The 24,845-nt window shown below is 62.0% G+C and carries 22 protein-coding genes and 2 pseudogenes; 10 read left to right on the forward strand and 14 right to left on the reverse strand.

The annotated features are described in order from the left end of the window. Nucleotides 1-71: 71 nt before the first annotated feature. The 12 genes from asd to KQH55_RS09495 all read right to left on the reverse strand — a co-directional run bounded on the left by asd (nucleotide 72) and on the right by KQH55_RS09495 (nucleotide 11,507). Entirely contained in the window at nucleotides 72-1,193 is a 1,122-nt protein-coding gene (gene asd / locus KQH55_RS09440) for an aspartate-semialdehyde dehydrogenase (RefSeq protein ID WP_235090677.1), read from the reverse strand. Between the two features lie 356 nt (nucleotides 1,194-1,549). After that, nucleotides 1,550-2,623 (reverse strand): 3-isopropylmalate dehydrogenase, encoded by a 1,074-nt coding sequence (leuB, locus tag KQH55_RS09445; RefSeq protein ID WP_235090678.1) that lies wholly within the window; start codon nucleotides 2,621-2,623, stop codon nucleotides 1,550-1,552. 58 nt (nucleotides 2,624-2,681) lie between these two features. Then, nucleotides 2,682-3,335, reverse strand: coding sequence for a 3-isopropylmalate dehydratase small subunit (leuD, locus tag KQH55_RS09450; protein WP_235090679.1), 654 nt, complete (start codon nucleotides 3,333-3,335; stop codon nucleotides 2,682-2,684). Between the two features lie 94 nt (nucleotides 3,336-3,429). Further along, a complete protein-coding gene (locus tag KQH55_RS09455) occupies nucleotides 3,430-3,570 on the reverse strand; it encodes an entericidin A/B family lipoprotein (RefSeq protein WP_083703694.1) in 141 nt (46 codons plus the stop codon). Between the two features lie 21 nt (nucleotides 3,571-3,591). Further along, nucleotides 3,592-5,001 carry a 3-isopropylmalate dehydratase large subunit gene (leuC, locus tag KQH55_RS09460; RefSeq protein WP_235090680.1) on the reverse strand — a complete coding sequence of 470 codons (1,410 nt, stop codon included), beginning with the start codon at nucleotides 4,999-5,001 and terminating at the stop codon, nucleotides 3,592-3,594. Between the two features lie 620 nt (nucleotides 5,002-5,621). Next, the gene (gene gltA / locus KQH55_RS09465; protein WP_076795777.1) at nucleotides 5,622-6,923 is read right to left on the reverse strand and encodes a citrate synthase; all 1,302 of its coding nucleotides are present in this window, start codon (nucleotides 6,921-6,923) and stop codon (nucleotides 5,622-5,624) included. Nucleotides 6,924-6,974: 51 nt separating this feature from the next. Further along, nucleotides 6,975-7,244, reverse strand: a complete 270-nt coding sequence (locus tag KQH55_RS09470) for a succinate dehydrogenase assembly factor 2 (RefSeq protein WP_076795780.1) — start codon at nucleotides 7,242-7,244, stop codon at nucleotides 6,975-6,977. A gap of 7 nt (nucleotides 7,245-7,251) precedes the next feature. Further along, nucleotides 7,252-7,956 carry a succinate dehydrogenase iron-sulfur subunit gene (locus KQH55_RS09475; RefSeq protein ID WP_076786497.1) on the reverse strand — a complete coding sequence of 235 codons (705 nt, stop codon included), beginning with the start codon at nucleotides 7,954-7,956 and terminating at the stop codon, nucleotides 7,252-7,254. A 30-nt stretch (nucleotides 7,957-7,986) separates the two neighbouring features. Beyond that, a complete protein-coding gene (gene sdhA / locus KQH55_RS09480) occupies nucleotides 7,987-9,762 on the reverse strand; it encodes a succinate dehydrogenase flavoprotein subunit (RefSeq protein ID WP_076786495.1) in 1,776 nt (591 codons plus the stop codon). Nucleotides 9,763-9,765: 3 nt separating this feature from the next. Beyond that, a complete protein-coding gene (sdhD, locus tag KQH55_RS09485; protein WP_076786493.1) occupies nucleotides 9,766-10,134 on the reverse strand; it encodes a succinate dehydrogenase, hydrophobic membrane anchor protein in 369 nt (122 codons plus the stop codon). Then, the gene (gene sdhC, locus KQH55_RS09490) at nucleotides 10,135-10,545 is read right to left on the reverse strand and encodes a succinate dehydrogenase, cytochrome b556 subunit (RefSeq protein ID WP_076786491.1); all 411 of its coding nucleotides are present in this window, start codon (nucleotides 10,543-10,545) and stop codon (nucleotides 10,135-10,137) included. It abuts the gene before it with no gap. A gap of 203 nt (nucleotides 10,546-10,748) precedes the next feature. Beyond that, complete coding sequence (locus KQH55_RS09495; RefSeq protein ID WP_235090715.1) at nucleotides 10,749-11,507, reverse strand: GntR family transcriptional regulator; 759 nt, start codon at nucleotides 11,505-11,507, stop codon at nucleotides 10,749-10,751. A 414-nt stretch (nucleotides 11,508-11,921) separates the two neighbouring features. Here KQH55_RS09495 and KQH55_RS09500 point away from each other — a divergent pair, with 414 nt between their 5' ends. The 6 genes and pseudogenes from KQH55_RS09500 to acnA all read left to right on the forward strand — a co-directional run bounded on the left by KQH55_RS09500 (nucleotide 11,922) and on the right by acnA (nucleotide 17,870). Next, a complete protein-coding gene (locus tag KQH55_RS09500) occupies nucleotides 11,922-12,905 on the forward strand; it encodes a malate dehydrogenase (RefSeq protein ID WP_235090681.1) in 984 nt (327 codons plus the stop codon). Nucleotides 12,906-12,929: 24 nt separating this feature from the next. Then, nucleotides 12,930-14,006 (forward strand): CoA ester lyase, encoded by a 1,077-nt coding sequence (locus tag KQH55_RS09505; protein ID WP_235090682.1) that lies wholly within the window; start codon nucleotides 12,930-12,932, stop codon nucleotides 14,004-14,006. Nucleotides 14,007-14,073: 67 nt separating this feature from the next. Next, nucleotides 14,074-14,610, forward strand: a complete 537-nt coding sequence (locus KQH55_RS09510; protein ID WP_235090683.1) for a hypothetical protein — start codon at nucleotides 14,074-14,076, stop codon at nucleotides 14,608-14,610. A gap of 32 nt (nucleotides 14,611-14,642) precedes the next feature. Further along, a pseudogene (gene prpD, locus KQH55_RS16925) lies at nucleotides 14,643-14,832 on the forward strand (2-methylcitrate dehydratase); the annotation flags it as partial. Next, a pseudogene (prpD, locus tag KQH55_RS09515) lies at nucleotides 14,820-15,121 on the forward strand (2-methylcitrate dehydratase); the annotation flags it as partial. The pseudogenes prpD (KQH55_RS16925) and prpD (KQH55_RS09515), both read left to right, overlap by 13 nt. A 34-nt stretch (nucleotides 15,122-15,155) precedes the next feature. Further along, complete coding sequence (gene acnA / locus KQH55_RS09520) at nucleotides 15,156-17,870, forward strand: aconitate hydratase AcnA (protein ID WP_235090684.1); 2,715 nt, start codon at nucleotides 15,156-15,158, stop codon at nucleotides 17,868-17,870. Nucleotides 17,871-18,036: 166 nt separating this feature from the next. Here the strand turns inward: acnA and KQH55_RS09525 are convergent, their stop codons facing one another. Next, on the reverse strand, nucleotides 18,037-19,101 hold the full coding sequence (locus KQH55_RS09525; RefSeq protein ID WP_235090685.1) for a 2,3-butanediol dehydrogenase: 1,065 nt from the start codon (nucleotides 19,099-19,101) through the stop codon (nucleotides 18,037-18,039). Between the two features lie 718 nt (nucleotides 19,102-19,819). On the opposite strand from KQH55_RS09525, the gene KQH55_RS09530 reads away from it, so the two are divergent. The 4 genes from KQH55_RS09530 (at nucleotide 19,820) to KQH55_RS09545 (ending at nucleotide 23,645) form a co-directional block, all read left to right on the forward strand. After that, nucleotides 19,820-21,037 (forward strand): DUF2863 family protein, encoded by a 1,218-nt coding sequence (locus tag KQH55_RS09530; RefSeq protein WP_235090686.1) that lies wholly within the window; start codon nucleotides 19,820-19,822, stop codon nucleotides 21,035-21,037. 187 nt (nucleotides 21,038-21,224) lie between these two features. Next, nucleotides 21,225-22,079 (forward strand): response regulator transcription factor, encoded by an 855-nt coding sequence (locus KQH55_RS09535; protein WP_076787778.1) that lies wholly within the window; start codon nucleotides 21,225-21,227, stop codon nucleotides 22,077-22,079. 72 nt (nucleotides 22,080-22,151) lie between these two features. Then, a complete protein-coding gene (locus KQH55_RS09540; protein ID WP_076797239.1) occupies nucleotides 22,152-22,844 on the forward strand; it encodes an energy-coupling factor ABC transporter permease in 693 nt (230 codons plus the stop codon). 222 nt (nucleotides 22,845-23,066) lie between these two features. Beyond that, nucleotides 23,067-23,645 carry a BspC domain-containing protein gene (locus KQH55_RS09545; RefSeq protein ID WP_076786475.1) on the forward strand — a complete coding sequence of 193 codons (579 nt, stop codon included), beginning with the start codon at nucleotides 23,067-23,069 and terminating at the stop codon, nucleotides 23,643-23,645. Nucleotides 23,646-23,702: 57 nt separating this feature from the next. On the opposite strand, the gene KQH55_RS09550 is transcribed toward KQH55_RS09545, so the two are convergent. Further along, entirely contained in the window at nucleotides 23,703-24,845 is a 1,143-nt protein-coding gene (locus tag KQH55_RS09550) for a M14-type cytosolic carboxypeptidase (RefSeq protein WP_235090687.1), read from the reverse strand.

A 24,845-nucleotide genomic window follows, 5' to 3' on the forward strand; every position in this document is an offset into this window, starting at 1 on the left:
AAAAGGCGCCACGCAGCGCGTAACGCCCTTGTCTTTCGCGCGCACGGGCACGCGCGTTGTTCGCTGGCGAATCAACGCTCGAGCAAAATGCGCAACATCCGGCGCAGCGGTTCGGCAGCGCCCCACAGCAACTGGTCGCCGACCGTGAATGCCGATAAGTATTCGCCGCCCATCGCAAGCTTGCGCAACCGGCCGACCGGCACCGACAACGTGCCGGTCACGTTGGCCGGCGACAGCCCGTGCATCGACGCGTCGCGCTCGTTCGGCACGACCTTCACCCAATCGTTCGCCGTCGCCAGCATCTGATCAATCTCGTCAAGCGGCACGTCCTTCTTCAGCTTGATCGTCAATGCCTGCGAGTGGCAACGCATCGCACCGATGCGTACGCACAATCCGTCGACCGGGATCGACCCCGGCTCGCCGACGGCTGGACGGCCGAGGATCTTGTTCGTCTCGGCGCCGCCCTTCCATTCTTCCTTTGACATGCCATTGCCCAGGTCCTTGTCGATCCATGGAATCAGCGAACCGGCCAGCGGCACGCCGAAATGCTGCGTCGGCATCGCATCACTGTTCATCGCGGACGACACGCGGCGGTCGATGTCCAGGATGGCCGACGCGGGATCGGCCAGTTGCGGCCCCACCGCGCCATGCAGCGTCCCCATCTGCGCCAAAAGCTCGCGCATGTTTTGTGCGCCGGCCCCGGACGCGGCCTGATACGTCATCGCGGTCAGCCAGTCGACCAGGTCGTGCTGGAACAATCCGCCCAGCGCCATCAGCATCAAGCTTACGGTGCAATTCCCACCAATAAAATCGCGTCCGCCACGCACCAGCGAATCACGGATCACGTCGAGATTAACCGGATCCAGGATGATCACCGCATCGTCCTTCATCCGCAGCGCGGATGCCGCGTCGATCCAGTAGCCCTTCCAGCCGGCTGCGCGCAGCTTCGGATAAATGTCGTTCGTATAGTCACCACCCTGGCACGTGATGATCGCGTCGCAGCGCTTTAGTTCGTCGATATCGGACGCGTCCTTGAGCTTCGTGTTCGTGTTCGCGAATGCCGGCGCCGCACCGCCCGCATTGCTGGTACTGAAGAAGACCGGCTCTATCAGGTCGAAATCACGCTCCTGTTGCATACGCTGCATCAGGACACTGCCGACCATGCCGCGCCAACCAACGAAACCTACGTTCATGACTTACCTTTGGGATCGATTCTTCCCCGCATCTGTCCCCAGTGTGGCCGCGCGGGGAAGATGGGGCGGACACGACTGGACACGATCAAGCTTTGATCGTTTTGCGGGTACGAATAATCGTCGTGCCAATAAGCGTGCGATGCGCCGCGCGAACACGCACGGCCGCTAATTTCCGCTCGCGCGAACGCACACCGCGTTCGTCACCGATGATCGCGGCAACTAGGTTCGTGGAGCACGATGCTGGCATCATGGTGCGCAGTGTACACGAAATCGTGACGCGATGGCGCCAAACCCGTTCAAAAAGCGAGCCGATTCAGTGATTTGCACCGCCTCGGACAAATCGCCTGGGCGGTGTATCAGCGCGCCAGCGCCGCGATGACCGCATCGCCCATTTCGCGCGTGCCGACTTGCTTGCAACCCGGCGTGACGATGTCCGCCGTGCGATAACCTTGCGCGAGCACACGCTTAACCGCGTCCTCGATCCGGCCGGCCTGTTCGGCGCGCCCCAGCGAGTAGCGCAACATCATCGCAGCCGACAGGATCGTTGCGAGCGGATTGGCCACGCCCTTGCCCACGATATCCGGCGCCGATCCGTGCGACGGCTCATATAGGCCCTTGTTGTTCGCGTCAAGCGACGCGGAGGGCAGCATCCCGATCGAGCCGGTCAACATCGCGGCTTCGTCGGACAGGATATCGCCAAACATGTTGCCCGTCACAACCACATCGAACGCCTTGGGCGCCTTCACCAGTTGCATCGCCGCGTTGTCGACATACATATGCGAGAGTTCGACATCCGGATAGTCGCGCGCCACGTCGATTATGACGTCCTTCCACAGTTGCGATGTCTCCAGCACGTTGGCTTTGTCGACCGAGGTCAACCGCTTCGCGCGCTTTTGCGCGGCCTGGAAGGCCACGTGCGCAATCCGTCGCACCTCCGGCTCCGCATAGCGCATCGTGTCGAAACCCTCGCGGCTACCGTGGAACGGGCCGTCCGGCGCGTCGCGCAGGCCGCGCGGCTGGCCGAAGTAGATATCGCCGTTCAGTTCGCGCACGATCAGGATGTCCAGTCCAGACACGATCTCCGGCTTCAGCGATGACGCACCGGTCAGCTCCGGATAGCAAATCGCCGGACGAAAGTTTGCGAACAACTGCAAGTGCTTGCGCAAGCCAAGAATTGCCTGCTCCGGGCGCAACGCACGCTCGAGCTGGTCGTATTTCCAATCGCCGACCGCGCCGAACAGGATCGCGTCCGCGTGCCTGGCCAGCGCCAACGTGGCGTCCGGCAACGGGTGCCCGCTTGCCTCGTAGCCAGCGCCGCCGACCGGTGCCTGCTCTAGCTCAAATCGCTCGTCGAGTGCGTTCAGGACTTTTACCGCCTCGGTAACGATTTCCGGGCCAATCCCATCGCCCGGCAACACGGCAATCTTCATACGTTCCATTCCAAAGACATTGAATCGAAAGGCGCGATGTGCGGCGACGCGTGCCGCCTCAACCAACGAGACGATTGTTCAGCCACGGTTGACGGGCCAGCCGCTCGGCCTCGAACTGACGAATCCGGTCAGCATGACGCAGCGTAAGACCGATGTCGTCGAACCCGTTGAGCAAACAGTACTTGCGAAACGGTGCGATATCGAACTCGAACACGTGGGCACCGTCCACGGTGCGCACCTGCTGCTGTTCCAGGTCGATCGTCAGCTGGAAGCCGTTGAGTGCGGCCGTATCGTTGAACAGCCGGTGTACATCGGAGCCGCGCAACACGATCGGCAGCAAGCCGTTCTTGAAGCAGTTGTTGAAGAAGATGTCTGCAAAGCTGGGCGCGATGATCGCCCGAAAGCCATACTGCTGCAATGCCCACGGCGCATGCTCGCGTGAGCTGCCGCAGCCGAAGTTCTGGCGTGCAAGCAGGATCGAGGCGCCCCGGTAGCGCGGCTGATTCAACACGAAATCCGGGTTCAGCGGCCGCTTCGAGCAATCCTGGCCCGGCTCTCCATGGTCCAGGTAGCGCCACTCGTCAAACAGATTGGGACCAAAGCCCGTACGCTTGATCGACTTCAGGAACTGCTTCGGAATGATGGCATCGGTGTCGACATTCTCGCGATCGAGCGGTGCGACGATACCAGTGTGAACGACAAATTTTTCCATGACTTCCTCGAACGTGATCGAGTCCTGATCGGACCAGGTCAGGCCCGCCGTCGCGGGCCCTGCGCGTGACCCGTGACCTGCGGCGCGACCCGCATTACTCCGCGGCCTTCTTGATCGCCGCGCCGGCCTCGCGCATGTCCTGCCCGAAACCCGACACGGTGTTGCATCCGGCGATCGCGGCACAGCCCAGCACCGCCGCGGCCACTGCGAACCACCCGATGAATACGCGCTTCATTCTGGTGCTCTCCCCGTCGCGTCAGGCCAGCTGACGCACGTCGACAAAATGACCTTCGATGGCCGCCGCGGCTGCCATCGCCGGGCTGACCAGGTGCGTGCGTCCGCCGTTGCCCTGGCGCCCCTCGAAATTGCGATTCGACGTCGATGCGCAGCGCTCGCCCGGCTCGAGCCGGTCCGCGTTCATCGCCAGGCACATCGAGCAACCCGGCTCGCGCCATTCGAACCCGGCGTCCTTAAATACTTTGTCGAGCCCCTCGCGCTCGGCCTGCGCCTTCACGAGCCCGGAGCCCGGCACGACCAGCGCCTGCCGGATGCTCGGTGCAATGCGCCGCCCGAGCTTGCGCACCACGTGCGCGGCCGCGCGCAGATCCTCGATCCGCGCATTCGTGCAAGAGCCAATGAAGATCTTGTCGGGCTTAATCGCCTCGATCAGTGTATCGGGCTCCAACGCCATGTACTGGAGCGCGCGCTCCATCGCATCGCGCTTGACCGGATCGTTCTCGCGCTCCGGGTCCGGCACCCGTGCGTCGATCGAGGTGACCATCTCCGGTGACGTGCCCCACGTCACTTGCGGCACAATCTGCGCGGCATCCAGCTCGACGACGCGATCAAAGTACGCGCCTTCATCGGAGCGGAACGTGCGCCAATACTGCGCGGCCTGCTCAAACTCGGCGCCCTTCGGCGAGAACGGCCGCTCGCGCAAATAGTCGATTGTCGTGTCATCGACCGCCACCATCCCGGCGCGCGCGCCGGCCTCGATGGCCATGTTGCACACGGTCATGCGACCTTCCATCGACAGCGCACGGATCGTCGAGCCACCGAATTCAATCGCGTAGCCGGTGCCGCCCGCCGTGCCGATGCGCCCGATGATCGCGAGCACGATGTCCTTGGCCGTGCATCCACGCGGCAACACGCCATCAACTTTGATCAGCATGTTCTTGCTTTTTTTCTGCAGCAACGTTTGCGTGGCGAGCACGTGTTCGACCTCGGACGTGCCGATGCCGTGCGCGAGCGCGCCGAACGCGCCGTGCGTCGACGTGTGGGAATCGCCGCACACGATTGTCATGCCGGGCAACGTCGCGCCCTGCTCCGGCCCAATGATGTGAACGATGCCCTGCCGCTGGTCGTTCATCTTGAATTGCGTGATGCCATAAGCGTCACAGTTGGCGTCCAGCGTATCGACCTGCAGCTTGGACACCGGATCGGCAATGCCGTGGCTGCGGTCGGTAGTCGGCACGTTGTGGTCCGACACTGCCAGGTTCGCGCTGATGCGCCACACCGGTCGCTGCGCGAGCTTCAGGCCTTCAAATGCCTGTGGCGAAGTCACCTCGTGCAACAGGTGCCGGTCGATATAGAGCAGCGTGGTGCCGTCTTCCTCGGTATGGACGACGTGCGAATCCCACAATTTGTCATACAGGGTCTGGGGCATGGCGTTCAGTCTCGGGTCAGTGCTGGACCGGGGTATTGAAGGGACAGCGTAGGTCGATGCTGCGTGGGTCCACGCACCGATTATGCCAGCAGCACTGGCCGATTCGCTAGCCCTTTGATAAAAAAACCCAATAAAAACAAAAAGTTATGGTGGTATTCGCAATACCTGGATAAATACTGCCAGCTTGACTGATGCACGCTGGACAGCGATGTCCCGGCGCAGCGCCGATGTGCCCGCCGCCCCGCATGCGGATCCGCCGCACAGCTCGTTTGCCCCGTCACGAGGCTCCCTTGTCAGATCGAGCCAAGTGTGGATCTCGCGTTTGCGACGCAGGGCACGCTGCAGCCCTACGGCGTTCGACTGCTGCCGGTCTCGACCTGCCAGTCATTACCGGCAATCCCAACGCATACGCATCAAAGACGGCTGCAGACGGCGGCCCAGCCTACAACCATCCCGGCGCGGGAAAAGCGCACGGGCCAGAGGCGCCTGTCCAGCACCTCTGGCCCGCTCTGTCCTCGGCCTAATCAACCTTGACGGCCGGTTCACGCAGACTGCCCGTTCACACAGGCTACCGGTTACGAGCCGCCGAATACCGACAGCCGCAACACGCCGGTCCGCTCTTACCGCTTGTCGATCGGCTTCACCTCGCGCGACGTATGGCCGATGAACAATTGACGCGGACGACCGATCTTTTGCTCCGGCTCCGAAATCATCTCGCTCCACTGCGCGATCCAGCCTACCGTACGAGCCATCGCGAAAATACACGTGAACATCGACGTCGGAATACCGAGCGCGCGCTGCACGATGCCGGAATAGAAGTCCACGTTCGGATACAGCTTGCGCGACACGAAGTACTCGTCCTCGAGCGCGATCTTCTCCAGCTCCATCGCCAATTTGAACAGCGGATCATCGTGCAAGCCAAGCTCGTTGAGCACTTCGTGGCACGTCTCGCGCATCAACTTCGCGCGCGGATCGTAGTTCTTGTACACGCGGTGGCCAAAACCCATCAGCTTGACACCGGAGTTCTTGTCCTTGACCTGCTTGATGAACTCGGGAATCTTGTCCGGCGAGCCGATTTCCTCGAGCATATTCAGCGCCGCCTCGTTGGCACCGCCATGCGCCGGCCCCCACAGACACGCGATCCCCGCGGCGATACACGCAAACGGATTCGCGCCGGACGAGCCGGCCAGCCGTACGGTCGACGTCGATGCGTTTTGCTCGTGATCCGCGTGCAGAATCAAGATACGATCGAGCGCGCGCACCAGCACGTCGTTGATCACATATTCCTCGCACGGGTTCGCGAACATCATGCGCATGAAGTTTGCGCTGTACGATAGGTCGTTACGCGGATAGACGAACGGCTGGCCAATGCTGTATTTGTAGGCCATCGCGACGAGCGTCGGCAGCTTCGCAATCATCCGGATCGCCGATACCTCACGATGACGCGGATCGTTGATGTTCAGCGAATCGTGGTAGAACGCCGACAGCGCACCCACCGCCGCCGTCAGGATCGCCATCGGATGCGCATCGCGGCGAAAGCCCCGGAAGAAGAACTGCATCTGCTCGTGGACCATCGTATGCTTGGCCACGGTATCGACGAATTCCTTCTTCTGCTGTTGATTCGGCAGATCGCCCTTGAGCAGCGCATAACACGTCTCGAGAAAGTCCGCATTCTGCGCCAGCTCGTCGATCGGGTAACCGCGGTACAGCAGCTCGCCCTTGTCGCCATCGATATAAGTGATCGAGGAGTTGCACGACGCGGTGGACATGAACCCCGGGTCATACGTGAATTTGCCGGTCTGGCCGTACAGCTTGCGGATGTCGATCGCATCGGGGCCCATCGTGCCCTTGTAGATCGGCAGTTCGACACTCGGCGAATTGTCGCTGAACGATAGCGTGGCTTTAACGTCTGACGGGGTCATGGCAGATCCTCAATCGTGGTATGGGAAACAGTTTGCGATATGACGCATGAATCACACCGTACGCAGCCAGCCGAGTACGCGCGCCACGTCGAGCGTCGCGAGCGCGCCATCGGGTTCGCTGCGCGACAGCAGCAGGTCCATCAGCTCGTTGTCGGACAGCTCCAGCAATTGCGTGAGCGCACCAACGTCCGCGTCGCTGAGTGCATGTTCATATCGGCTGAAAAAACGCTCAAAAATCAGATCGTTTTCCAGCAGGCCGCGTCGCGCGCGCCAGCGAAGCCGCGCGCGACGCGTAGGGTCGGACTGATGAGACGAAGACACGTCAGCCTCAAACCGCCCGGCGCACCATCAGTTCCTTGATCTTGCCGATCGCCTTTGTCGGATTGAGCCCCTTCGGGCACACGTCGACGCAGTTCATGATCGTGTGGCAACGGAACAGACGATACGGGTCTTCCAGGTTGTCCAGCCGCTCGCCGGTTGCCTGGTCGCGACTGTCGGCGATGAATCGGTACGCTTGCAACAAACCCGCCGGGCCGACGAACTTGTCCGGGTTCCACCAAAAGCTGGGGCACGACGTCGAGCAGCTCGCGCACAGGATGCACTCATACAGGCCGTCGAGTTCGTCGCGCTCCTCGGGCGACTGCAACCGCTCCTTCTCCGGTGGCGGCGTGTCGTTGATCAGGTACGGCTTGATCGAGTGATACTGGTTGAAGAACTGCGTGAAGTCGCAAATCAGGTCGCGCACGACCGGCAGTCCCGGCAACGGACGCAGCACGATTTTGTGCGGCAGCTCGTTCAGGTTCGTCAGGCACGCCAGCCCGTTCTTGCCGTTGATGTTCATCGCATCCGAACCGCACACGCCTTCGCGGCACGAGCGGCGGAACGAGATCGTCTCATCGATTGACTTGAGCTTGACCAGCGCGTCGAGCAGCATCCGGTCATGCGAGTCGAGCTCGATCTCGTACGTCTGCATGCGCGGCGCGGCGTCCTTGTCCGGATCGTAGCGGTAAATTTCAAAAATACGTTTTGCCATGTTCGTTTCCTTTGACTTGCTGCGCGTCGCTCAGAAGGTCCGCGGCTTCGGCGGGACCGAATCGACCGTCAACGGCTTCATGTGGACTGGCTTGTAGTCCAGACGGTCGCCTTCGCTGAACCACAGCGTATGGCGCAGCCAGTTTTCATCGTCGCGGTGCTCATAGTCGCTCTGCGCGTGCGCCCCCCGACTCTCCTTGCGCGCCTCGGCCGACACCATCGTCGCACGAGCGACTTCGGTCAGGTTGGCTAGCTCGAGCGCCTCGACGCGCGCAGTATTGAACACTTTCGACTTGTCCTTCAGATGCACGTCGCCAGCGCGCGCGCACACTTCGCGGATCTTCACGACACCTTCGGCAAGCAGCTTCGACGTGCGGAACACGCCCGCATGCGCCTGCATCGTCTTGCGGATGTCCGCCGCCACCGCCTGCGTGTACTCGCCCGACGTGGACGCATCGAGTTTGGCCAGCCGCGCCAACGCAAAATCGGCCGCATCGGCCGGCAACGGCTTGTGCTCCTTCACGTCCTTCACGTGCTTGATGATGTGATTGCCGGCCGCGCGGCCGAACACCACAAGGTCCAGCAACGAGTTCGTGCCAAGACGGTTCGCGCCGTGGACCGATACGCACGAGCATTCGCCGACCGCGTAGAAGCCGTTGACCGGCTCCTCATGGCCCTTCGGCGTGCCGACGACCTGGCCATGGATATTCGTTGGGATGCCGCCCATTTGGTAATGGATCGTCGGCACCACCGGAATCGGCTCCTTGATCGCATCGACGTTCGCAAACTTCAGCGCGATCTCGCGAATCGACGGCAAGCGCTTCATGATCGTTTCCGCGCCGATGTGCGACAGGTCCAGCAGCACGTAGTCCTTGTTCGGACCACAGCCGCGCCCTTCCTTGATTTCCTGATCCATCGAGCGCGACACAAAATCGCGGGGCGCCAAGTCCTTCAGCGTCGGCGCGTAGCGCTCCATGAAGCGCTCTCCGTTCGCGTTACGCAGAATGCCGCCCTCGCCGCGCACCCCTTCGGTAATCAGCACGCCCGCGCCCGCAACACCGGTCGGGTGGAACTGCCAGAATTCCATGTCCTGCAACGCGATGCCAGCGCGCGCGGCCATCCCGAGACCGTCGCCGGTATTGATGAACGCGTTCGTCGACGCATTGAAGATGCGCCCGGCCCCGCCGGTCGCGAACAGCGTGCACTTGCCCTCGAGAATGTAGACGTCACCGGTTTCCATCTCGAGCGCGGTTACACCGAGCACGTCGCCTTCGGCGTCACGGATCAGGTCCAGCGCCATCCATTCGACGAAGAAATGCGTTTTGGCCTGCACATTCTGCTGGTACAACGTATGCAGCAGCGCGTGGCCGGTGCGGTCCGCGGCCGCGCAAGCGCGCTGCACCGGCTTCTCGCCATAGTTCGCGGTATGGCCGCCGAACGGGCGCTGATAGATCGTGCCGTCTGGATTGCGGTCGAACGGCATGCCGAAGTGCTCAAGCTCGTAGACCGCGTTCGTCGCCTCGCGGCACATGAACTCGATCGCGTCCTGGTCGCCAAGCCAGTCTGAGCCCTTGATCGTGTCATAAAAGTGGTAGTGCCAGTTATCCTCGCTCATGTTGCCGAGCGATGCGCCGATGCCGCCTTGCGCAGCCACCGTGTGCGAGCGGGTCGGGAACACCTTGGAGAGCACGGCGACCGACAAGCCAGCCTTCGCCAGTTGCAGCGACGCGCGCATCCCAGAGCCGCCCGCGCCGACGATCACCACGTCGAACTTGCGACGCGGCAGCGAATTCTTAATTGCAACCATGCTTTAAACTCTCCAGAGAATCTGTGCGGCGTAGCCCGCGCACGCGATGAGCCAGACAATCGTCAGCACCTGCAGCACGAGCCGCACGCCGACCGGCTTCACGTAATCCATCCAGATGTCGCGCACGCCGACCCAGGCGTGGTAGAAAAGCGCGAGCAGCGTGACGAACGTCGCGAGCTTCATCCATTGGATCGAAAAGATCGCCGCCCAGCCGTCATACGAAAAGTTACCGGCCGAGAAGAACCAGACGAGCAGGATGACCGTGTAGATTGCCATGATCGCCGCGGTCGCGCGCTGCGCAATCCAGTCGCGCAGCCCATAGTGAGCGCCGACGACCAGACGCTTCGGACCAATGCGGTGATTCGCTGCCATTTAAAAGACTCCGAACAGTTTGAGCGCGACGGCGATCGTAAGCACCGACGACACCACGAATACGACGATCGACGTTTGCTTGCCGCCCTGCTTCGTGACCGCACGGTGCGTGTCTAGCAGCAAGTGGCGCAGTCCGGCGCAGAAGTGGAACAGGTACGCCCACGACAGCACGAGCACGATGAGTTTGACTAAGGGATAGGAAAAGAAAGCTTTCAGGGACGCAAAGCTGAGCTCCGAAGTCAGGCTCTGCTCAAGCAGGTACAGCGAGAAAGGCAGCAGCAGGAACAGCAGCGCACCGCTGACGCGATGCAGGATGGACACACGGCCCGCGAGCGGTAGTCGGTATGTCAGTATCTGGCCGATACTGATGTTCCGGTACTCCGGTCTTGGTTTTTTTACGGCTTCAGCCATTGCTAGACCCCAAGTTGAGACACCAACCCGTAATTTTAACGCCTTTTCTTTTCGCAATGCATCGCAACAATGTTGCGCCGGCGTTCTTTCGGGCGCCAGTGTTGCAAGATTGCTTTGCCTTATACGCAACAATAGGGGTTGCACAACGCGCGCGGCGCGCGCCAGACTGGACTGCCGCGCGTCGGTGCCATCGTCTTTTTCTATCAGCTCAAATCGTTTTGGTAATGGTATCCGGCCGTCACGTACCAGCCGCGCCGCACTTCGACCGGTCGATCACCGTACGTGTACGATACGCGATCGACCGACAGCAGCGGATAACCGGGTGCGACACCCAACAGCGCGGCCACCGCCGCGTCGGCGGCCACCGCGCGGATCTTCTCGGACGCGCGGATCATTCGCGTACCGAACTCCGTCTCGAACATCGCATACAGCGGCCCCTTATACTCGGACAGCCGCTCCAGCGTGAGCCCGCGAAACATCGCACCGGGCAGCCAGATTTCGTCGAGCACCGTCGGCTTGGCCTCGAACTCAAGCACGCGCTTGACCAGCACCGCGGGGTCCGCGGGCTTGAGTTCCAGCTGCCGTGCGATCTCCGCCGGTGCACGCAAGCGCCGTACCTCCAACAGGCGGCTCTCGTGCGGCTGCAACTCGCCCTGGTCGGGCAACAGCCGCAGGAAACGGAACTGCACGCGGTCCTCGTGGTGGGTCGCCACGAACGTACCCTTACCCTGGCGGCGCACAAGCAGATTGCCGGCGGCCAACTCGTCGATCGCCTTGCGCACAGTGCCCTGGCTGACTTTGTAGCGTGCAGCTAATTCCACCTCGCTCGGGATCATCTCGCCCGGCTTCCACTCGCCCGACTCCAGGCTTTGCGTGATCAGCGCCTTGATCTGTTGATAAAGCGGGCTGAATGTGGGCGACGGCGCGCCCGCGGCCAGGCCGCGCTCGGTGCCGTCCGTCATGTTGCCCGGGCTCGCGTGGATCGAATTCATGGCGCTATTTCATCATGAAGGTCGCCACACCGTCCATCTTTTTTCGCCCTATTCATCTGTCTTATATAAGATATAAGATACGGTTGACTTTACCCCCTTTGGCTCCTAAACTTCGTTGCTATGCAATGCTTTACGGCGTATCGTGCCGGATCGGTGCGCGATACACCGCGCAATACGGAAAGACCGAAATTTACCGGCACGCCCCGTTTAGCCGCGTGCGCGAGCACCGCATCCCAGCAGGTGGTTCGCCCATGCGGCAAACGAGACCGCGCTTCACCAACGCGCGACGAACGTCAGCCCGGGCATGCTGCAAAGAGCCACGCGGCGCGCTTAAAATGGCGTTCTTTGTTGCGTTCAACGTCTCGTCCTCCTGGAGATTTATCAATGGCTAAGCCCGCTCAGCGCGTTGCCGTCACTGGCGCCGCAGGTCAAATTGGTTACTCGCTGCTATTTCGCATCGCTAATGGCGACCTACTTGGCAAAGACCAACCCGTCATTCTGCAACTGCTCGATTTGCCGCAGGCGCAAGCCGCCGTCAAGGGCGTGGTGATGGAGCTCGAGGACTGCGCCTTCCCGCTGCTGTCCGACGTGGTCGTCACCGACGATCCGAAAGTTGCATTCAAGGATGCCGACGTTGCGCTGCTGGTCGGCGCCCGCCCCCGTTCCAAGGGCATGGAACGCAAGGACTTGCTGTCGGCCAACGCCGAGATCTTTACGGTGCAGGGTCGCGCGCTCAATGAGGTCGCTAGCCGCGATGTGAAGGTGCTGGTGGTGGGCAACCCGGCCAACACCAACGCCTATATTGCGATGAAGTCGGCACCGGACCTACCCAAGAAGAACTTTACCGCGATGCTGCGCCTGGACCACAACCGCGCGCTGTCGCAATTGGCCGCTAAGGCGGGCAAGCCGGTCGCCTCAATCGAGAAGCTCGTGGTATGGGGTAACCACTCGCCGACGATGTACCCGGATTTCCGCTTCGCAACGGTTGAGGGCCAGTCACTAACCCAACTGATCAACGACGACGAATGGAACCGCAACGTGTTCATCCCGACGGTGGGCAAGCGCGGCGCGGCGATCATCGAGGCCCGTGGACTGTCGTCGGCCGCGTCCGCAGCCAATGCGGCAATCGACCATGTGCGCGACTGGGTGCTCGGCTCCAACGGCAAGTGGGTCACGATGGGCGTGCCGTCCGACGGCTCGTACGGCATCCCGGAAGACATCGTCTATGGCGTGCCAGTGATCACCGAGAACGGCGAGTACAAGCGCGTCGAGGGTCTGGAGATCGATGCGTTCTCGCGCGAGAAGATGGACGCCACGCTCAGCGAGCTGCTCGAGGAGCGTGACGGCGTGCAACACCTGCTCGGCTGAGCCGGCACGCGCTTCACGCCGACAATGCGCGCCTTGACGCCTGCCGATGTCCTGTTCGATGGCGAAGTGCCGCCCGCGCTGCTGCCCGCGTGCGATCATTACGCGGGCAGTGAGAAGCTGATGCGCAAGTCGCTCGAGCTGCAGCAGCGGCTCGGACCGGTGTTCGACATCACGCTCGATTGCGAAGACGGCGCGCAGGTCGGACGTGAGGCCGAGCACGCGGCGCTGGTCGCCTCGCTATTGCACGGCGAGGCCAATCACTTTGGCCGCGTCGGCGTGCGCATCCACGCGTACGATCATCCGCATTGGCGCGACGACGTGCGCATCGTGCTACATGCACCACGGCGCTCGCCCGCGTACATCATGTTGCCGAAGGTGCGTGGGCTACACGAGGCGGCCGAGCAGTGCGCATTCATCGACGCGGTGCGCCGCGAGACGGGTCTGCCCGCCCCCATCCCGGTTCATTTGCTCATCGAGACGCATGCCGCGCTCGACGCGGTATTTTCACTGGCCGCGCTGCCAGCCGTGCAATCGCTGTCGTTCGGCCTGATGGATTTCGTCTCCGCGCATCACGGCGCAGTTCCTGACGCCGCGATGCGCTCGCCGGGGCAATTCGACCATCCGCTGGTGCGCCGCGCCAAGCTCGAGATTGCCGCGGCCTGCCATGCGCACGGCAAGGTGCCGTCACACAACGTGACGACCGATGTTCGCGACGCGCAACGCGTCGCGCAGGATGCCACGCGAGCCCGCGACGAATTCGGTTACACGCGGATGTGGAGCATCCATCCGGCGCAAATCGAGCCGATCGTCGCCGCCTTCGCGCCGCGCGACGACGAATTGGCGCTTGCCACCGACATCCTGCGTGCCGCACAGCAGGCGCAATGGGGACCCATTCGCCACCGCGACACGCTGCACGACCGCGCGAGCTACCGCTACTACTGGTGCGTGCTGCGCCGTGCGCAAGCGTCCGGTCGGCCGCTTGCGAGCGACGTTGCAGCCTGGTTCACGCCTGCTGGGGACACCGTGTCGGATGCCGCCGCGGCGAATCGCGCCGCAACGGCAAACCCAATATCTGCCCCCTTGTTAAGTAGGCGAGAATAACGTCCGGCCAACAGCGCGCGCCGCCCGCACGCCCGGTTGACGCCCATTTTTCGAGGTATGGATACAGATGAAGACACTCGCTATCGCCACCGCCATCGGCGTGCTCTGCGCCACGCTGTTCGTCACTGCCGACGCGTGCGCCGCCACGGCCGCCGTAACCGGCGCCAGTTCCGCGTCCGTCAAATCCGGCACAAAGAAACCCGAGCCAAGCCATCGATTGTTCAAGAAGCGCGTCGCCAAGAAGGCCGCCGCAAAAACGATCGCCGATCCGGTGCCGGAAGGCGCGACAAAATGGGGCTGCGCGGAAAACAGCGAGTTTTTCGTGAGTGGCGACATGAAGCGCGACCAGATTGTCACCGTGCATTGGGCAGGCAAGAATTACAAGCTGCCGCGCGAGCAGACGACCACCGGCGCCGATCGCTTCCACGACGCAGCGACAGGACTGGATCTGATCGTGATTCCGACCAAGGCGATGCTGTTCTCCGACAAGAATAGCTCTCGACTGGCCGACGAATGTAAGACGCCCGCAATGGTCGCCGGTGCGCCGGCGCCGATCCAGACCGAGGCGCTCAAGCAGCGTCCGGGTCTGTTGCAAGGTAACTGAGCGACACCCGGCCGTATACCAGGGCCCCCGCCATGTCTGCACCGACCTCGAACGTGCGCCCCGAACCGGATTCCATGCTGGTCGCCAGCATCGACTACGTGCAGCACTGCCGCGTCGACAGTGCGCTCGCGCTAGAGACGGTGTGCTACTGTCTGCTCGACACGCTTGGTTGTGGGCTACAGGCGCTGTCCTACCCGGCCTGCACGAAGCTGCTCGGCCGGCTTGAGGCGGCTGACTATGAGGACGAAGTCGCACGCGACGCGCGCATCGACGCGCTAACCGTCGAATTGGACGACGGCACGAAATTCGACGAGGTGGTGGTTGAGTACCCGATCGGGCACCCGCGCCACCGCGCCGACGGCATCTCGTTGCTGGTTGATAAGTTCCGCGCGAATCTTGCGCGTCGCTTCGCCGACAAGCAGCGCAACGCCATTGTTGACGTCTCGCTGGAGCCGGCCCGCCTCGAGGGGCGATGCCCGTCAACGAGTATGTCGATTTGTACGTGATTTGACTGAACCCACGCGTATCAACCCAAGGGAAACACCATGGCCCACAATCTCCACAAAACGCTTAAGGAATTCGACAGCGGCTCAGGCAAGGGTAAATACTACTCGTTGCCGCAGCTCGGCAAAGCCCTCGGCATTCAGATCGACCGCCTGCCCGTGTCGATTCGTATCGTGCTCGAATCCGTGCTGCGCAATTACGATGGCAAGAAGATCAGCGAGGAGCACGTCGAGCAGTTGGCGAAGTGGCAGCCCAACGCCGCGCGCACCGACGAGATCCCGTTTGTTGTGTCGCGCGTTGTGTTGCAAGACTTCACTGGCGTGCCGCTACTGGCCGACATCGCGGCAATGCGCGGCGTCGCGCAGCGCGCCGGCAAGAATCCGAAGCGCATTGAGCCGTTAGTGCCGGTCGACCTAGTCGTGGACCACTCGGTGCAGATTGACTACTTCCGGCAGAAGGATGCACTGGACCTGAACATGAAGTTGGAGTTCGAGCGCAATAAGGAGCGCTACCAGTTCATGAAATGGGGCATGCAGGCATTCGACACGTTCAAGGTCGTGCCACCGGGCGTAGGCATCGTGCACCAGGTGAACCTGGAATACTTGGCGCGTGGCGTGCACAAAAAGAGCGTGGACGGCGGCATGATCTACTATCCCGACACGTTGGTGGGCACCGACAGCCATACGACGATGATCAACGGCATTGGCGTGGTCGGCTGGGGCGTGGGTGGCATCGAGGCGGAGGCGGGCATGCTCGGCCAGCCGGTGTATTTCCTGACGCCTGACGTGATCGGCGTCGAACTCAAGGGCCGGCTGCGCGAAGGCGTGACCGCGACGGACCTGGTGCTGACGATCACTGAGATGCTGCGTAAGGAGAAGGTGGTCGGCAAGTTCGTCGAATTCTTTGGTGAAGGTACCGCATCGCTGACGCTGCCGGACCGTGCCACAATCGGCAACATGGCGCCAGAATATGGCGCAACGATGGGCTTTTTCCCGGTTGACGACAAGACGATCGACTACTTCAAGGGCACGGGCCGCACGAAGGAGGAAATCGCCGCGTTCGAGAACTACTTCAAAGCGCAGGGCCTGTATGGCATCCCAGGCGCCGGCCAGATCGACTACACGAAGACGCTGACGCTAGACTTGAGCACGGTCGCGCCGTCGCTTGCCGGTCCGAAGCGCCCACAGGACCGGATTGAGATCGGCAACGTGAAAAGCACGTTCGCTGACTTGTTCTCGCTGCCGGTCGCGCAAAACGGCTTCGCAAAGAAAGCCGACGACCTGGGCAAGGTATATAAGACCACCGATGGCGTCGAGTTGAAAAACGGCGACGTGCTGATCGCCGCGATCACTTCGTGCACGAACACATCGAACCCGAGCGTGCTGATCGCCGCCGGCCTACTCGCGAAGAAGGCCGTTGACGCGGGCCTCACGGTGGCCCCGCACATCAAGACGTCGCTCGCGCCGGGGTCGCGGATCGTCACAGCGTACCTGAGCGCCACCGGCCTGCTGCCGTACCTGGAGAAGCTCGGCTTCACGGTCGCAGCGTACGGCTGCACGACCTGTATCGGCAACGCCGGTGACCTAACTCCGCCGCTCAATGATGCAATCGTCAAGCATGACGTAGTCGCCGCCGCGGTGCTATCAGGCAACCGTAACTTCGAGGCGCGGATCCACCCGAACATCCGCGCGAACTTCCTCGCGTCGCCGCCGCTGGTGGTCGCGTACGCGATCGCTGGCACGATCACACGCGACCTGATGACCGAGCCGGTCGGCAAAGGCAAGGGCGGCCGCGACATCTACCTGGGCGACATCTGGCCGTCCAGTGATGAAGTCAACCAGCTACTCAAGTACGCGTTGGACGCGAAAAAGTTCAAGGAGAACTACTCGCAGTTGACCAAGCAAGGCGACTTGTGGAGTCAGATCGAGGGCGCCGAGGGTCAGGTCTATGACTGGCCGAAGTCGACCTATATCGCCGAGCCACCGTTCTTCGGCGAGCATTTCTCGATGCAGTCGGCCCAGTCGATCACGCCGGTCAAGAACGCCCGGGCACTGGGCATCTTCGGCGACTCGGTGACGACCGACCACATTAGCCCGGCCGGATCAATCAAGGAAGACTCGCCGGCCGGCCGCTGGTTGAAGGAGAACGGCGTGCAGAAGGCCGACTTTAACAGCTACGGCTCGCGGCGCGGCAACCACGACGTGATGATGCGCGGCACGTTCGCCAACGTGCGGATCAAGAACCTGATGATTCCCGCCAAGCCGGACGGCTCGCGGGTGGAAGGCGGCCTGACCATTCACCAGCCGAGCGGCGAACAGACGTCGATTTATGACGCCGCGATGCAGTACATCGCCGAAGGCACGCCAACCATCGTATTCGCCGGCGAAGAGTACGGCACCGGCTCATCGCGTGACTGGGCGGCCAAGGGCACGTACCTGCTCGGCGTGAAGGCGGTCGTGGCGCGCAGCTTCGAGCGCATCCACCGCTCGAACCTGGTGGGCATGGGCGTGCTACCGCTGCAGTTCATCAATGAGGACAGCGTGCAGTCGCTCGGCATCACCGGCGAGGAGACCTACGACATTGAGGGCCTGACGGATGAGTTCAAGCCGCAACAGGAAGTCACGCTGGTCGTCCGCGGCAAAAACGGCGTGAAGAAGGTGCCGGTGCTGCTGCGCATCGACACGCCGATCGAGGTCGACTACTACAAGCACGGCGGGATTCTGCCGTTCGTACTGCGCCAGTTGCTGACCGCATAACGCACGCCGTTGCAGACACCGCACCGGATCTGCTGTACCGGTGCAGCAATGGAAAAGCCCTACGCCACTGCACCCCAAAGGTCGGATCGGCGTCCAACTTTTGGGTGCAGTTCAACGGCGTCGGGCTTTTTTGACTTCGCGCGCGTCAGGCTTGACTTCGCGCACGTCAGGCGGCGACCGGCGACACGATGATTTTGACGTTCGCGTCCTTATTGTTGACCAACTCCTCGAATCCTTTGCTCACGATGTCAGACAGCGCGATGCGACCGGTAATCAGCGGCTGCACGTCGATGCGCCCATCCGCAACATAGCGGATCACATCGGCGAATTCACCATTGTAGGCTAGCGAGCCGATGACTTCCTTCTCGGTCGAGACGAGCTCAAAGAAATTGAACTCGCTCGACTCTTCAAAGATACCGACCATCACGCACTTGCCGGCCTTGCGGATCAAGTCGATCGCCAGCTTGGCCGTGGTGCGATGGCCGATGCACTCGAACGACACGTCCGCGCCATAGCCACCGGTCAACGCGCGCACCTGTTCAATCGCGTCACCCTGGGTCGGGTCGATCACCGTCGTAGCGCCGACCTCCAGCGCCTTCTTCTTACGCGCGGCGGACATTTCGAGCGCGATGATACGGCCAGCGCCAGCGGCCTTGGCGGACATGATCGTGCACAACCCGATGGTACCGGCACCTACCACCACCACGGTCTGCCCGACGATGCTACCCGCCTTCTTCACCGCGTGTAGCCCAACGGCGAGCGGCTCAATTAGCGCACCAGCCTCGGTCGGAAAATCATCCGGCAGTTTGTAAAGTAGCTCCGCCGGCACATTCACGTACTCGGCGAACGCCCCATTGTTCATCAGGCCGGTGAACGCTAGGTTTTCACAAATGTTATACAGGCCATGCTTGCAGTAATAGCACGTGCCGCAGTGCTGGCATGCATCCGCTGTGATCCGCTCGCCGACGCAAAAACCGCTTACGCCAGCGCCGATGTCGGCGATCTCACCACTGAATTCATGCCCGAGGATGCACTGGCCTTTCAGCCCAGTAAGCGGGTGAGGACGCTCGACCGGGATGAACACTGGTCCCGCCACATATTCATGCAGGTCAGAGCCGCAGATACCGCACCAGTGCACCCGGATCTTGACCCATCCTGGCGGAGGGGCATCGGGAACCCGCACCTGCTCGACGCGAATGTCCTTGCGGCCGCGCCAAACGGCGGCTTTCATGCTGGGTTGCTGTAAGGGAGTTGTGTCGTTCACGATTGTGCCTCCATCCTAGTTGTTCGATGCCAAATCAACGAATGGGCCAGCCGGGCACCACGCGTACCTGCGGCTTGCGTGCCTGTATGCCTGTGTGTCCGTGTGCTATATGCTTTATGCCTGCGTACCGGGGGCTTGGCTCGCCGCGTCCGCTATACCTGCATGCTTGCACGGGAGCCGTTTTGCACGGCGGCCGTTACTTACGCGACCGTCGTTACTTGCGCGCTGGTATGCCCATGCAGGAACGGTGCCAGCCGGCGGACCTGCGGCAGGTTCGTTCACGGGCGGCACGATGTGGCAGCGCAACAGGCTCGTAAAATCCACTACATCGATGCGCTCCTGAATTCGCGAGGGCTGTAGCGCTGCACTGCACAACGCAACCCGGCCGAACGCGGACTGGTCGCCGGTGACCTGCGCCGAGACGCGGCGTCACAGCGCACGTGAGACCGTCGTCTCTGCTGTCTTTCCGTGCTTGTTTGGCCTTCCTGGCGGCCAAAGCCCGCGGCAGCATACCCGTGAGACGCGTGTATCACGCAAGTGCATCGCAACTTCGACACGACGCAGTCCTGCTGCGGCAGCAAACGCGCCATTGCACGAAAGCCCGCCTCCATGGACGACGGAAAATGTACCGTCAGCCTCGATCCGGACTAAAATGTAAGGTTCTTTGCACCTGAATTGGCACACCATGCGCTCGCGTATCGCTAAACGTCTCCCACCCGACGCCGACAAGCTGGTCGGTCTGTCGCTCGCGCTTTTCGCGTCCGGCAGCCGCATCGAAGACCGCTTCTGGGAAGCAAAGCTCGATGCGCTCATCGAAAAAGTGATCCGCAATGGCAACCAGACGACACTGGATGCCGCTTTAGACCATTTGCAGCAAAAACATACGGACGCCTATGGTGCCCTCGCCGACATGGCCGAGACCCATAGCGAATCGTTCCGCATCGAGCACGAGGGTCAACCGTACGATGTACTGCTGATCGCGGCACCAGTGCTCGCATGGACGCGTTACATGATCCCGTCCGGCCCGCTGAAAGGCGACGTCGTCGATGCGCTGCGTGCGCAGTTGCAAGCGCACATCTTCGCGGCACGGGCGCGCGTCGCGTTAGCGCCGTATCTGTACAGCATCGACCAGTTACCACGCCATCACGTCGAGACGTTCCGGCTCGCGCAGCAACTTGGCCAAGCGGCGCTGGTCGGCGGCACGATCAAGCTAAATTTCGGCGATCTTCCTGAAACATCACCAATCCTCGCCGATCCACGCTTTCTGCTGTCTGTGGTCGCCGTGCCGGCCGGCGAGCCGCTGTTTCGCTGGCAGGAGGAGGAGAACGGCGCACGCGTTGAGCGCGGACAGTGCCTGGAACAATGGCGTGCGCAGGGCGGCGCGAACTTGTCGGGTGTGCTGCCCGGCTGCGAATTCGACTGCCTGCTGCCGGACGCGTATTACTCGGCCTGCCGCGACGCGGATGAGCAAATCCGCCCGCATACCGTGCGCACTGCAGTCAGGTATCTGGGCGACACGATCGGTGCCAAACCGGATGGACTACGTGCGGTTGTCGCCGGTTTCGGCGAACGGCGCGTAGATGAATATCGGATCGCCTTCACCCGGCGCGGCAGCAACGACGTGATCTACGGCGTGGTATGGCCGCTGTACGGCCGCGAGAACGGCGATCTCGGCCCAGATGACGACGTGCCGCCCGACGAAGATCCGGCCGGTGGCATGCTCGACGATGTCATCGGACTGCTCAAGGAAATTGGTGTCACTGATATCCGTCGTCACGCGGCACGATTCGAACCGGAGTACTGCGACGACTGTGGCGTGCCACTGTATGCTGACCCACTCGGTGAGATCGTGCATGCCGAAATGCCTGAGGATGCCGAACCAGCGCAACCTCACTTCCACTAAGACCCGCGCTTTTCCCACCCGCCACGTGCGTCGCGTCATCGGCCGAAGAGCCGTCAAGACGCGTTCCGACTGGCCTTTCGGCTAATGCCGGCCCACTGCTTGTTCTTGCCATCATTGATCTCTGATGTCCGCCGCGCTGGCCAACGCGGCGGCGCGGTTGTGTGGACTCAGTCAGGGAGAAGTGGTCATGAAAGTCTGCTTGCTGAATGAGCAAGCCGAGAGGCGCGAAGGGCTAAAAACATTGCTGCGCCAGATTAATCGACATGCATCATTCTACGATGCGCGTGACTGGCGACAAGCGCAGCGCGTCCTGCAACATGCCTGCCCAGACATGCTCGTCATCGACTGGCAGGATGGGATGAGTGTGCAGGATATCTTCGATCTCCGGCGCCATTATCCCAACCTGCCGATTGCGGCGTTGGTCGATGATGCCAGCCCAACGCGGGTCAAGTCGCTGGTCGACGCCGGCGTGCTCGGCGTTGTGCCGCGGCACCTCAATCCGCGTCTTATCGTTCGCGCGTTCGAGATCGTGCTGCTCGGCGGGCACTACGTGCCGCCCAGTGGACTGAATCTGCACACGCCCACCGTCGTGCCAATCAACGCGTACGGGGACAGTTCGCTGAACCGAGCAGCCTGCCGGCGCCAAAGTGCGTCGTCTGGCCTACTGTCGCCGCGCCAAGAGCAAATCCTGCGGCTTGTGCACATGGGTGCGACCAACAAAAGCATCGCACGCGCGCTGGGCATCAGTGAAGGAACGGTCAAGATCCATCTCGGCGCGATCTTCGAGAAGCTTGGCGCCACCAATCGCGCGGCCGCGGTGGCGATCTACAATGGTTGGCAGACTGGCGCACTGGAAGTGCTACGCGATGCGACCCAGCAGGCACGGCAACCGGTCTATGGTGAGGCTGGGCCGACGCCGCTGCGTGCGGCCACCCGCGAGCACCGGCGGCGCGACGCAGCCAATGGGCGCGACCAAGCGATACTGCAAGCCGCGGAGCCAGACGGCGTGCCATACAAGGTCGTTCCACGCAAGCGTCGTTGAATCGCAACGCCGTGCGCGGGCATGCGATTTGCTTCCACCACCGGGAGCCGCGCAGCGAGTAATATGTGTGATATGGGATTCCTCTACACGTCGTTACCATGGTGGTTGGCGATAGGTGGCAACCTTGCCGCCGTGGCTTTGCTTGTGCTCGCGGCATGGAAGAAGCCCTTCGCGCGGTTGCGCGACGATACGCTGCAGCACCTGTGGCTTGGCATGACCGTGGCGATCGCGGTCATGTGGGCCACCAACGCATGGCTGAACGATGGCCCGGTGATGCATCTGCTTGGCGCGACATTGATGGTCACGCTGTTCGGCTGGTCGCTCGCGTTGGTGTCGATGGCAGCCATATGCGCGCTGGTGGCCGCGATTTTCAGCGTACCGTGGGATGGCGTGGGTCTGACCTTTGTCATATTTGGGGCAGTGCCGGTCTTTGTCTCGACGCTGCTACAGCGGGTTATTGCCGCATGGTTACCGCGAAACTTGTTGATGTTCATCTTCGGCCACGGCTTCGTGACCGCCGCGCTAGCGCTGGTTGCCGCCTGTGCCGGTGCACTAGGCCTATACCTGGTGCTGGCCCACGGTGATACGGCCGTGATCCCGCCCGGCTACGGGATGGCCGTCGGCATGCTCGCCTCCGGCGAAGCGTGGTTCTGTGGCATGCTAACCGCGCTGTTCGCCGTCTATCGCCCGGCGTGGGTCACCACGTACGATGTACGCCGCTACCGGTTCGATCGCCGCCACATGGACCGGGGCCCGCGCGCCTGACTCAGCAGCCTGGCGGTCCACTATGTCGTGTGCAACAGTTGCCGCGCGCTACGCCGGCCGGCCGCAGTACCTCCTCTGTTTTGCGTTAAGATAGAACGCTAGCTCAACCGCGGGCCTCTGAGTGTATCCAAGTCCGGACTCGACATCGCGTGCGAATCCACTTGCGCACATCCTCTCACTTCGACCGCGGCTTTTTTTCACGGCACCTAGCAACAGGATTAGATGGATCGTCATTCTACGTCGCGCCCGATGCAACGACTGATCGGCGCCATGGCCTCATGCGCGCTCGTGGCCATGGCAATCGCCATTCCCACGATGGCCTGCGCCGACCAAGTCGAACACCACAACGAGCTAGTCTACCAATTCATCACGCAAATGAGAGCCAATCCGCTAGTCGCGGACTGCGCGGCGCACGCCGACTTTATCGTCGGCACATCGAGCGCGTTTGACCACGTCGAATTTCCACACAGCTCGTTCGATCCCGCGCACGCCGAAGTCAAGCCATGGAAAGGCTCGTTCGACCAGGGCAAGCAACGGATCAAGGTCGATTCGATCGTCACCGTCCAAGGGGTCGGCATGCGCAAGGATGGTTCAACGAAGCCCGACGCGCTGAAATTCCGCTGCGGCTACGTCGACGCGAAAATGCTCGCCTTTAGTTGGAATGATCCGGTCGCGCCGTTTAAGCGCGCTGCGCCGAGTCGCCAGGCCGGCAAGGCCAAAAAGGCGTTGCGCGGCTCGGGCCGCAAAAGTCCAGCGAAGGCGGCAGGCAAAGGCACCGGCAAGAAAGGCCGGCGGCGCTGAGCCCACCATGCACGCGCCTGCGTGTGACAAACGCTGCGCACACAATGCCGCAGTGCGTCACATCGCGTCGAGTTGCCAACCGATGGCCTGCAGCATCGCCGCACCCAGCGACGCACTGCGCGCGCCGTTCCAGCCGACGTGCGGGTCAGGCAAGTTCGCATCGTCCTTAAATGGCATTTCAAGCGTGAGCGACAGGCACTTAAAGGTGTGGCCGATATACTTGGAGGCGAGCTGGAGCGCATCCTGCTGGTAACGCCCGGACTCGTATCCGTGCTCATCCTGGAAGTGCGCGCTGGCGCGCTTGAAATGGCGGATGAATTCGTCTTGCACACGACGTTGCGCGTGAGAGAAATCGGGCAGCATTTCCGAGCCGGCGACGAAGACGTATGGCAGCGTTTCATCGCCATGGATATCGAAGAACATGTCGCAACCGCTCGCATGGATAGCGTCGCGTACGGCCAGCACTTCGGGGCTGCGATGCGGGTCCGGCTGCAACCATTCCCGGTTCAGGTTCGCGCCAGCGGCATTGGTGCGCAAGTTACCCAGCGCGCTGCCATCCGGGTTCATGTTCGGTACCACGTGAAAGACCGCACGTTCGAGCACGATGCGGCCCAGCGGGTCGCCCCGCCAATCGCCAAGGCCGCACAAGCGCCTGAGCAGACCCTCGACGAACCACTGCGCCATCGTCTCGCCCGGATGCTGCCTTGCGATGATCCAGATGTTGCGCTTGTGCGGCGCCGGTTCGCCAACGGTCAGCAGATCCAGCGCACGCGCCTGCACGGTACGGGTCAGTTCGGTCAAGCGCACGCCAGGCTGCTGGACCAGCGTGTCGACCAACTGTGCATGTCGCGCATACGGATACGGTTCGAAATACGCGTAATAGATCCGGTCGTGCGCCGGCCGATGACAGATGCGCAGCACCTGACCGTCATACGTGGTGGGCACCCGGAACCAGTCGATGCCATCATAACTCGCGGCAGCCTGATAACCGTGCCATCCATCCGGAAAAGCACTGTGCGACGCGTTCTCGAACGTGATCGTGCAGCCCACGTCTTTCGCACCGCTCAGCGAGAAATAGAACCACTGCGCAAACGCCGCTTGGGTGTCGGCGCGCAACCGCAATCGAATGTCGTCCGCGCGCTCGCACGATACGACATCAATTGCCCCTGAATCGAATTGACTACTGATGTGAATGCTCAT

It is taken from the genome of Mycetohabitans sp. B3, assembly GCF_021498065.1.
In the GTDB taxonomy this organism is placed as follows: Bacteria; Pseudomonadota; Gammaproteobacteria; order Burkholderiales; family Burkholderiaceae; genus Mycetohabitans.

Bases quoted from the DNA above. Each gene is read 5' to 3' on its own strand.
- acnA (WP_235090684.1), top strand. From the start codon at position 15,156: ATGGCCCACAATCTCCACAAAACGCTTAAGGAATTCGACAGCGGCTCA.
- leuC (WP_235090680.1), bottom strand. From the start codon at position 5,001: ATGCCCCAGACCCTGTATGACAAATTGTGGGATTCGCACGTCGTCCAT.
- sdhD (WP_076786493.1), bottom strand. From the start codon at position 10,134: ATGGCAGCGAATCACCGCATTGGTCCGAAGCGTCTGGTCGTCGGCGCT.
- gltA (WP_076795777.1), bottom strand. From the start codon at position 6,923: ATGACCCCGTCAGACGTTAAAGCCACGCTATCGTTCAGCGACAATTCG.
- leuD (WP_235090679.1), bottom strand. From the start codon at position 3,335: ATGGAAAAATTTGTCGTTCACACTGGTATCGTCGCACCGCTCGATCGC.
- KQH55_RS09545 (WP_076786475.1), top strand. From the start codon at position 23,067: ATGGATCGTCATTCTACGTCGCGCCCGATGCAACGACTGATCGGCGCC.
- KQH55_RS09500 (WP_235090681.1), top strand. From the start codon at position 11,922: ATGGCTAAGCCCGCTCAGCGCGTTGCCGTCACTGGCGCCGCAGGTCAA.
- asd (WP_235090677.1), bottom strand. From the start codon at position 1,193: ATGAACGTAGGTTTCGTTGGTTGGCGCGGCATGGTCGGCAGTGTCCTG.
- sdhC (WP_076786491.1), bottom strand. From the start codon at position 10,545: ATGGCTGAAGCCGTAAAAAAACCAAGACCGGAGTACCGGAACATCAGT.
- KQH55_RS09505 (WP_235090682.1), top strand. From the start codon at position 12,930: ATGCGCGCCTTGACGCCTGCCGATGTCCTGTTCGATGGCGAAGTGCCG.
- sdhA (WP_076786495.1), bottom strand. From the start codon at position 9,762: ATGGTTGCAATTAAGAATTCGCTGCCGCGTCGCAAGTTCGACGTGGTG.
- KQH55_RS09540 (WP_076797239.1), top strand. From the start codon at position 22,152: ATGGGATTCCTCTACACGTCGTTACCATGGTGGTTGGCGATAGGTGGC.
- KQH55_RS09455 (WP_083703694.1), bottom strand. From the start codon at position 3,570: ATGAAGCGCGTATTCATCGGGTGGTTCGCAGTGGCCGCGGCGGTGCTG.
- KQH55_RS09535 (WP_076787778.1), top strand. From the start codon at position 21,225: ATGAAAGTCTGCTTGCTGAATGAGCAAGCCGAGAGGCGCGAAGGGCTA.
- KQH55_RS09475 (WP_076786497.1), bottom strand. From the start codon at position 7,956: ATGGCAAAACGTATTTTTGAAATTTACCGCTACGATCCGGACAAGGAC.
- KQH55_RS09530 (WP_235090686.1), top strand. From the start codon at position 19,820: ATGCGCTCGCGTATCGCTAAACGTCTCCCACCCGACGCCGACAAGCTG.
- KQH55_RS09525 (WP_235090685.1), bottom strand. From the start codon at position 19,101: ATGAAAGCCGCCGTTTGGCGCGGCCGCAAGGACATTCGCGTCGAGCAG.
- leuB (WP_235090678.1), bottom strand. From the start codon at position 2,623: ATGAAGATTGCCGTGTTGCCGGGCGATGGGATTGGCCCGGAAATCGTT.
- KQH55_RS09550 (WP_235090687.1), bottom strand. From the start codon at position 24,845: ATGAGCATTCACATCAGTAGTCAATTCGATTCAGGGGCAATTGATGTC.
- KQH55_RS09495 (WP_235090715.1), bottom strand. From the start codon at position 11,507: ATGACGGACGGCACCGAGCGCGGCCTGGCCGCGGGCGCGCCGTCGCCC.
- KQH55_RS09510 (WP_235090683.1), top strand. From the start codon at position 14,074: ATGAAGACACTCGCTATCGCCACCGCCATCGGCGTGCTCTGCGCCACG.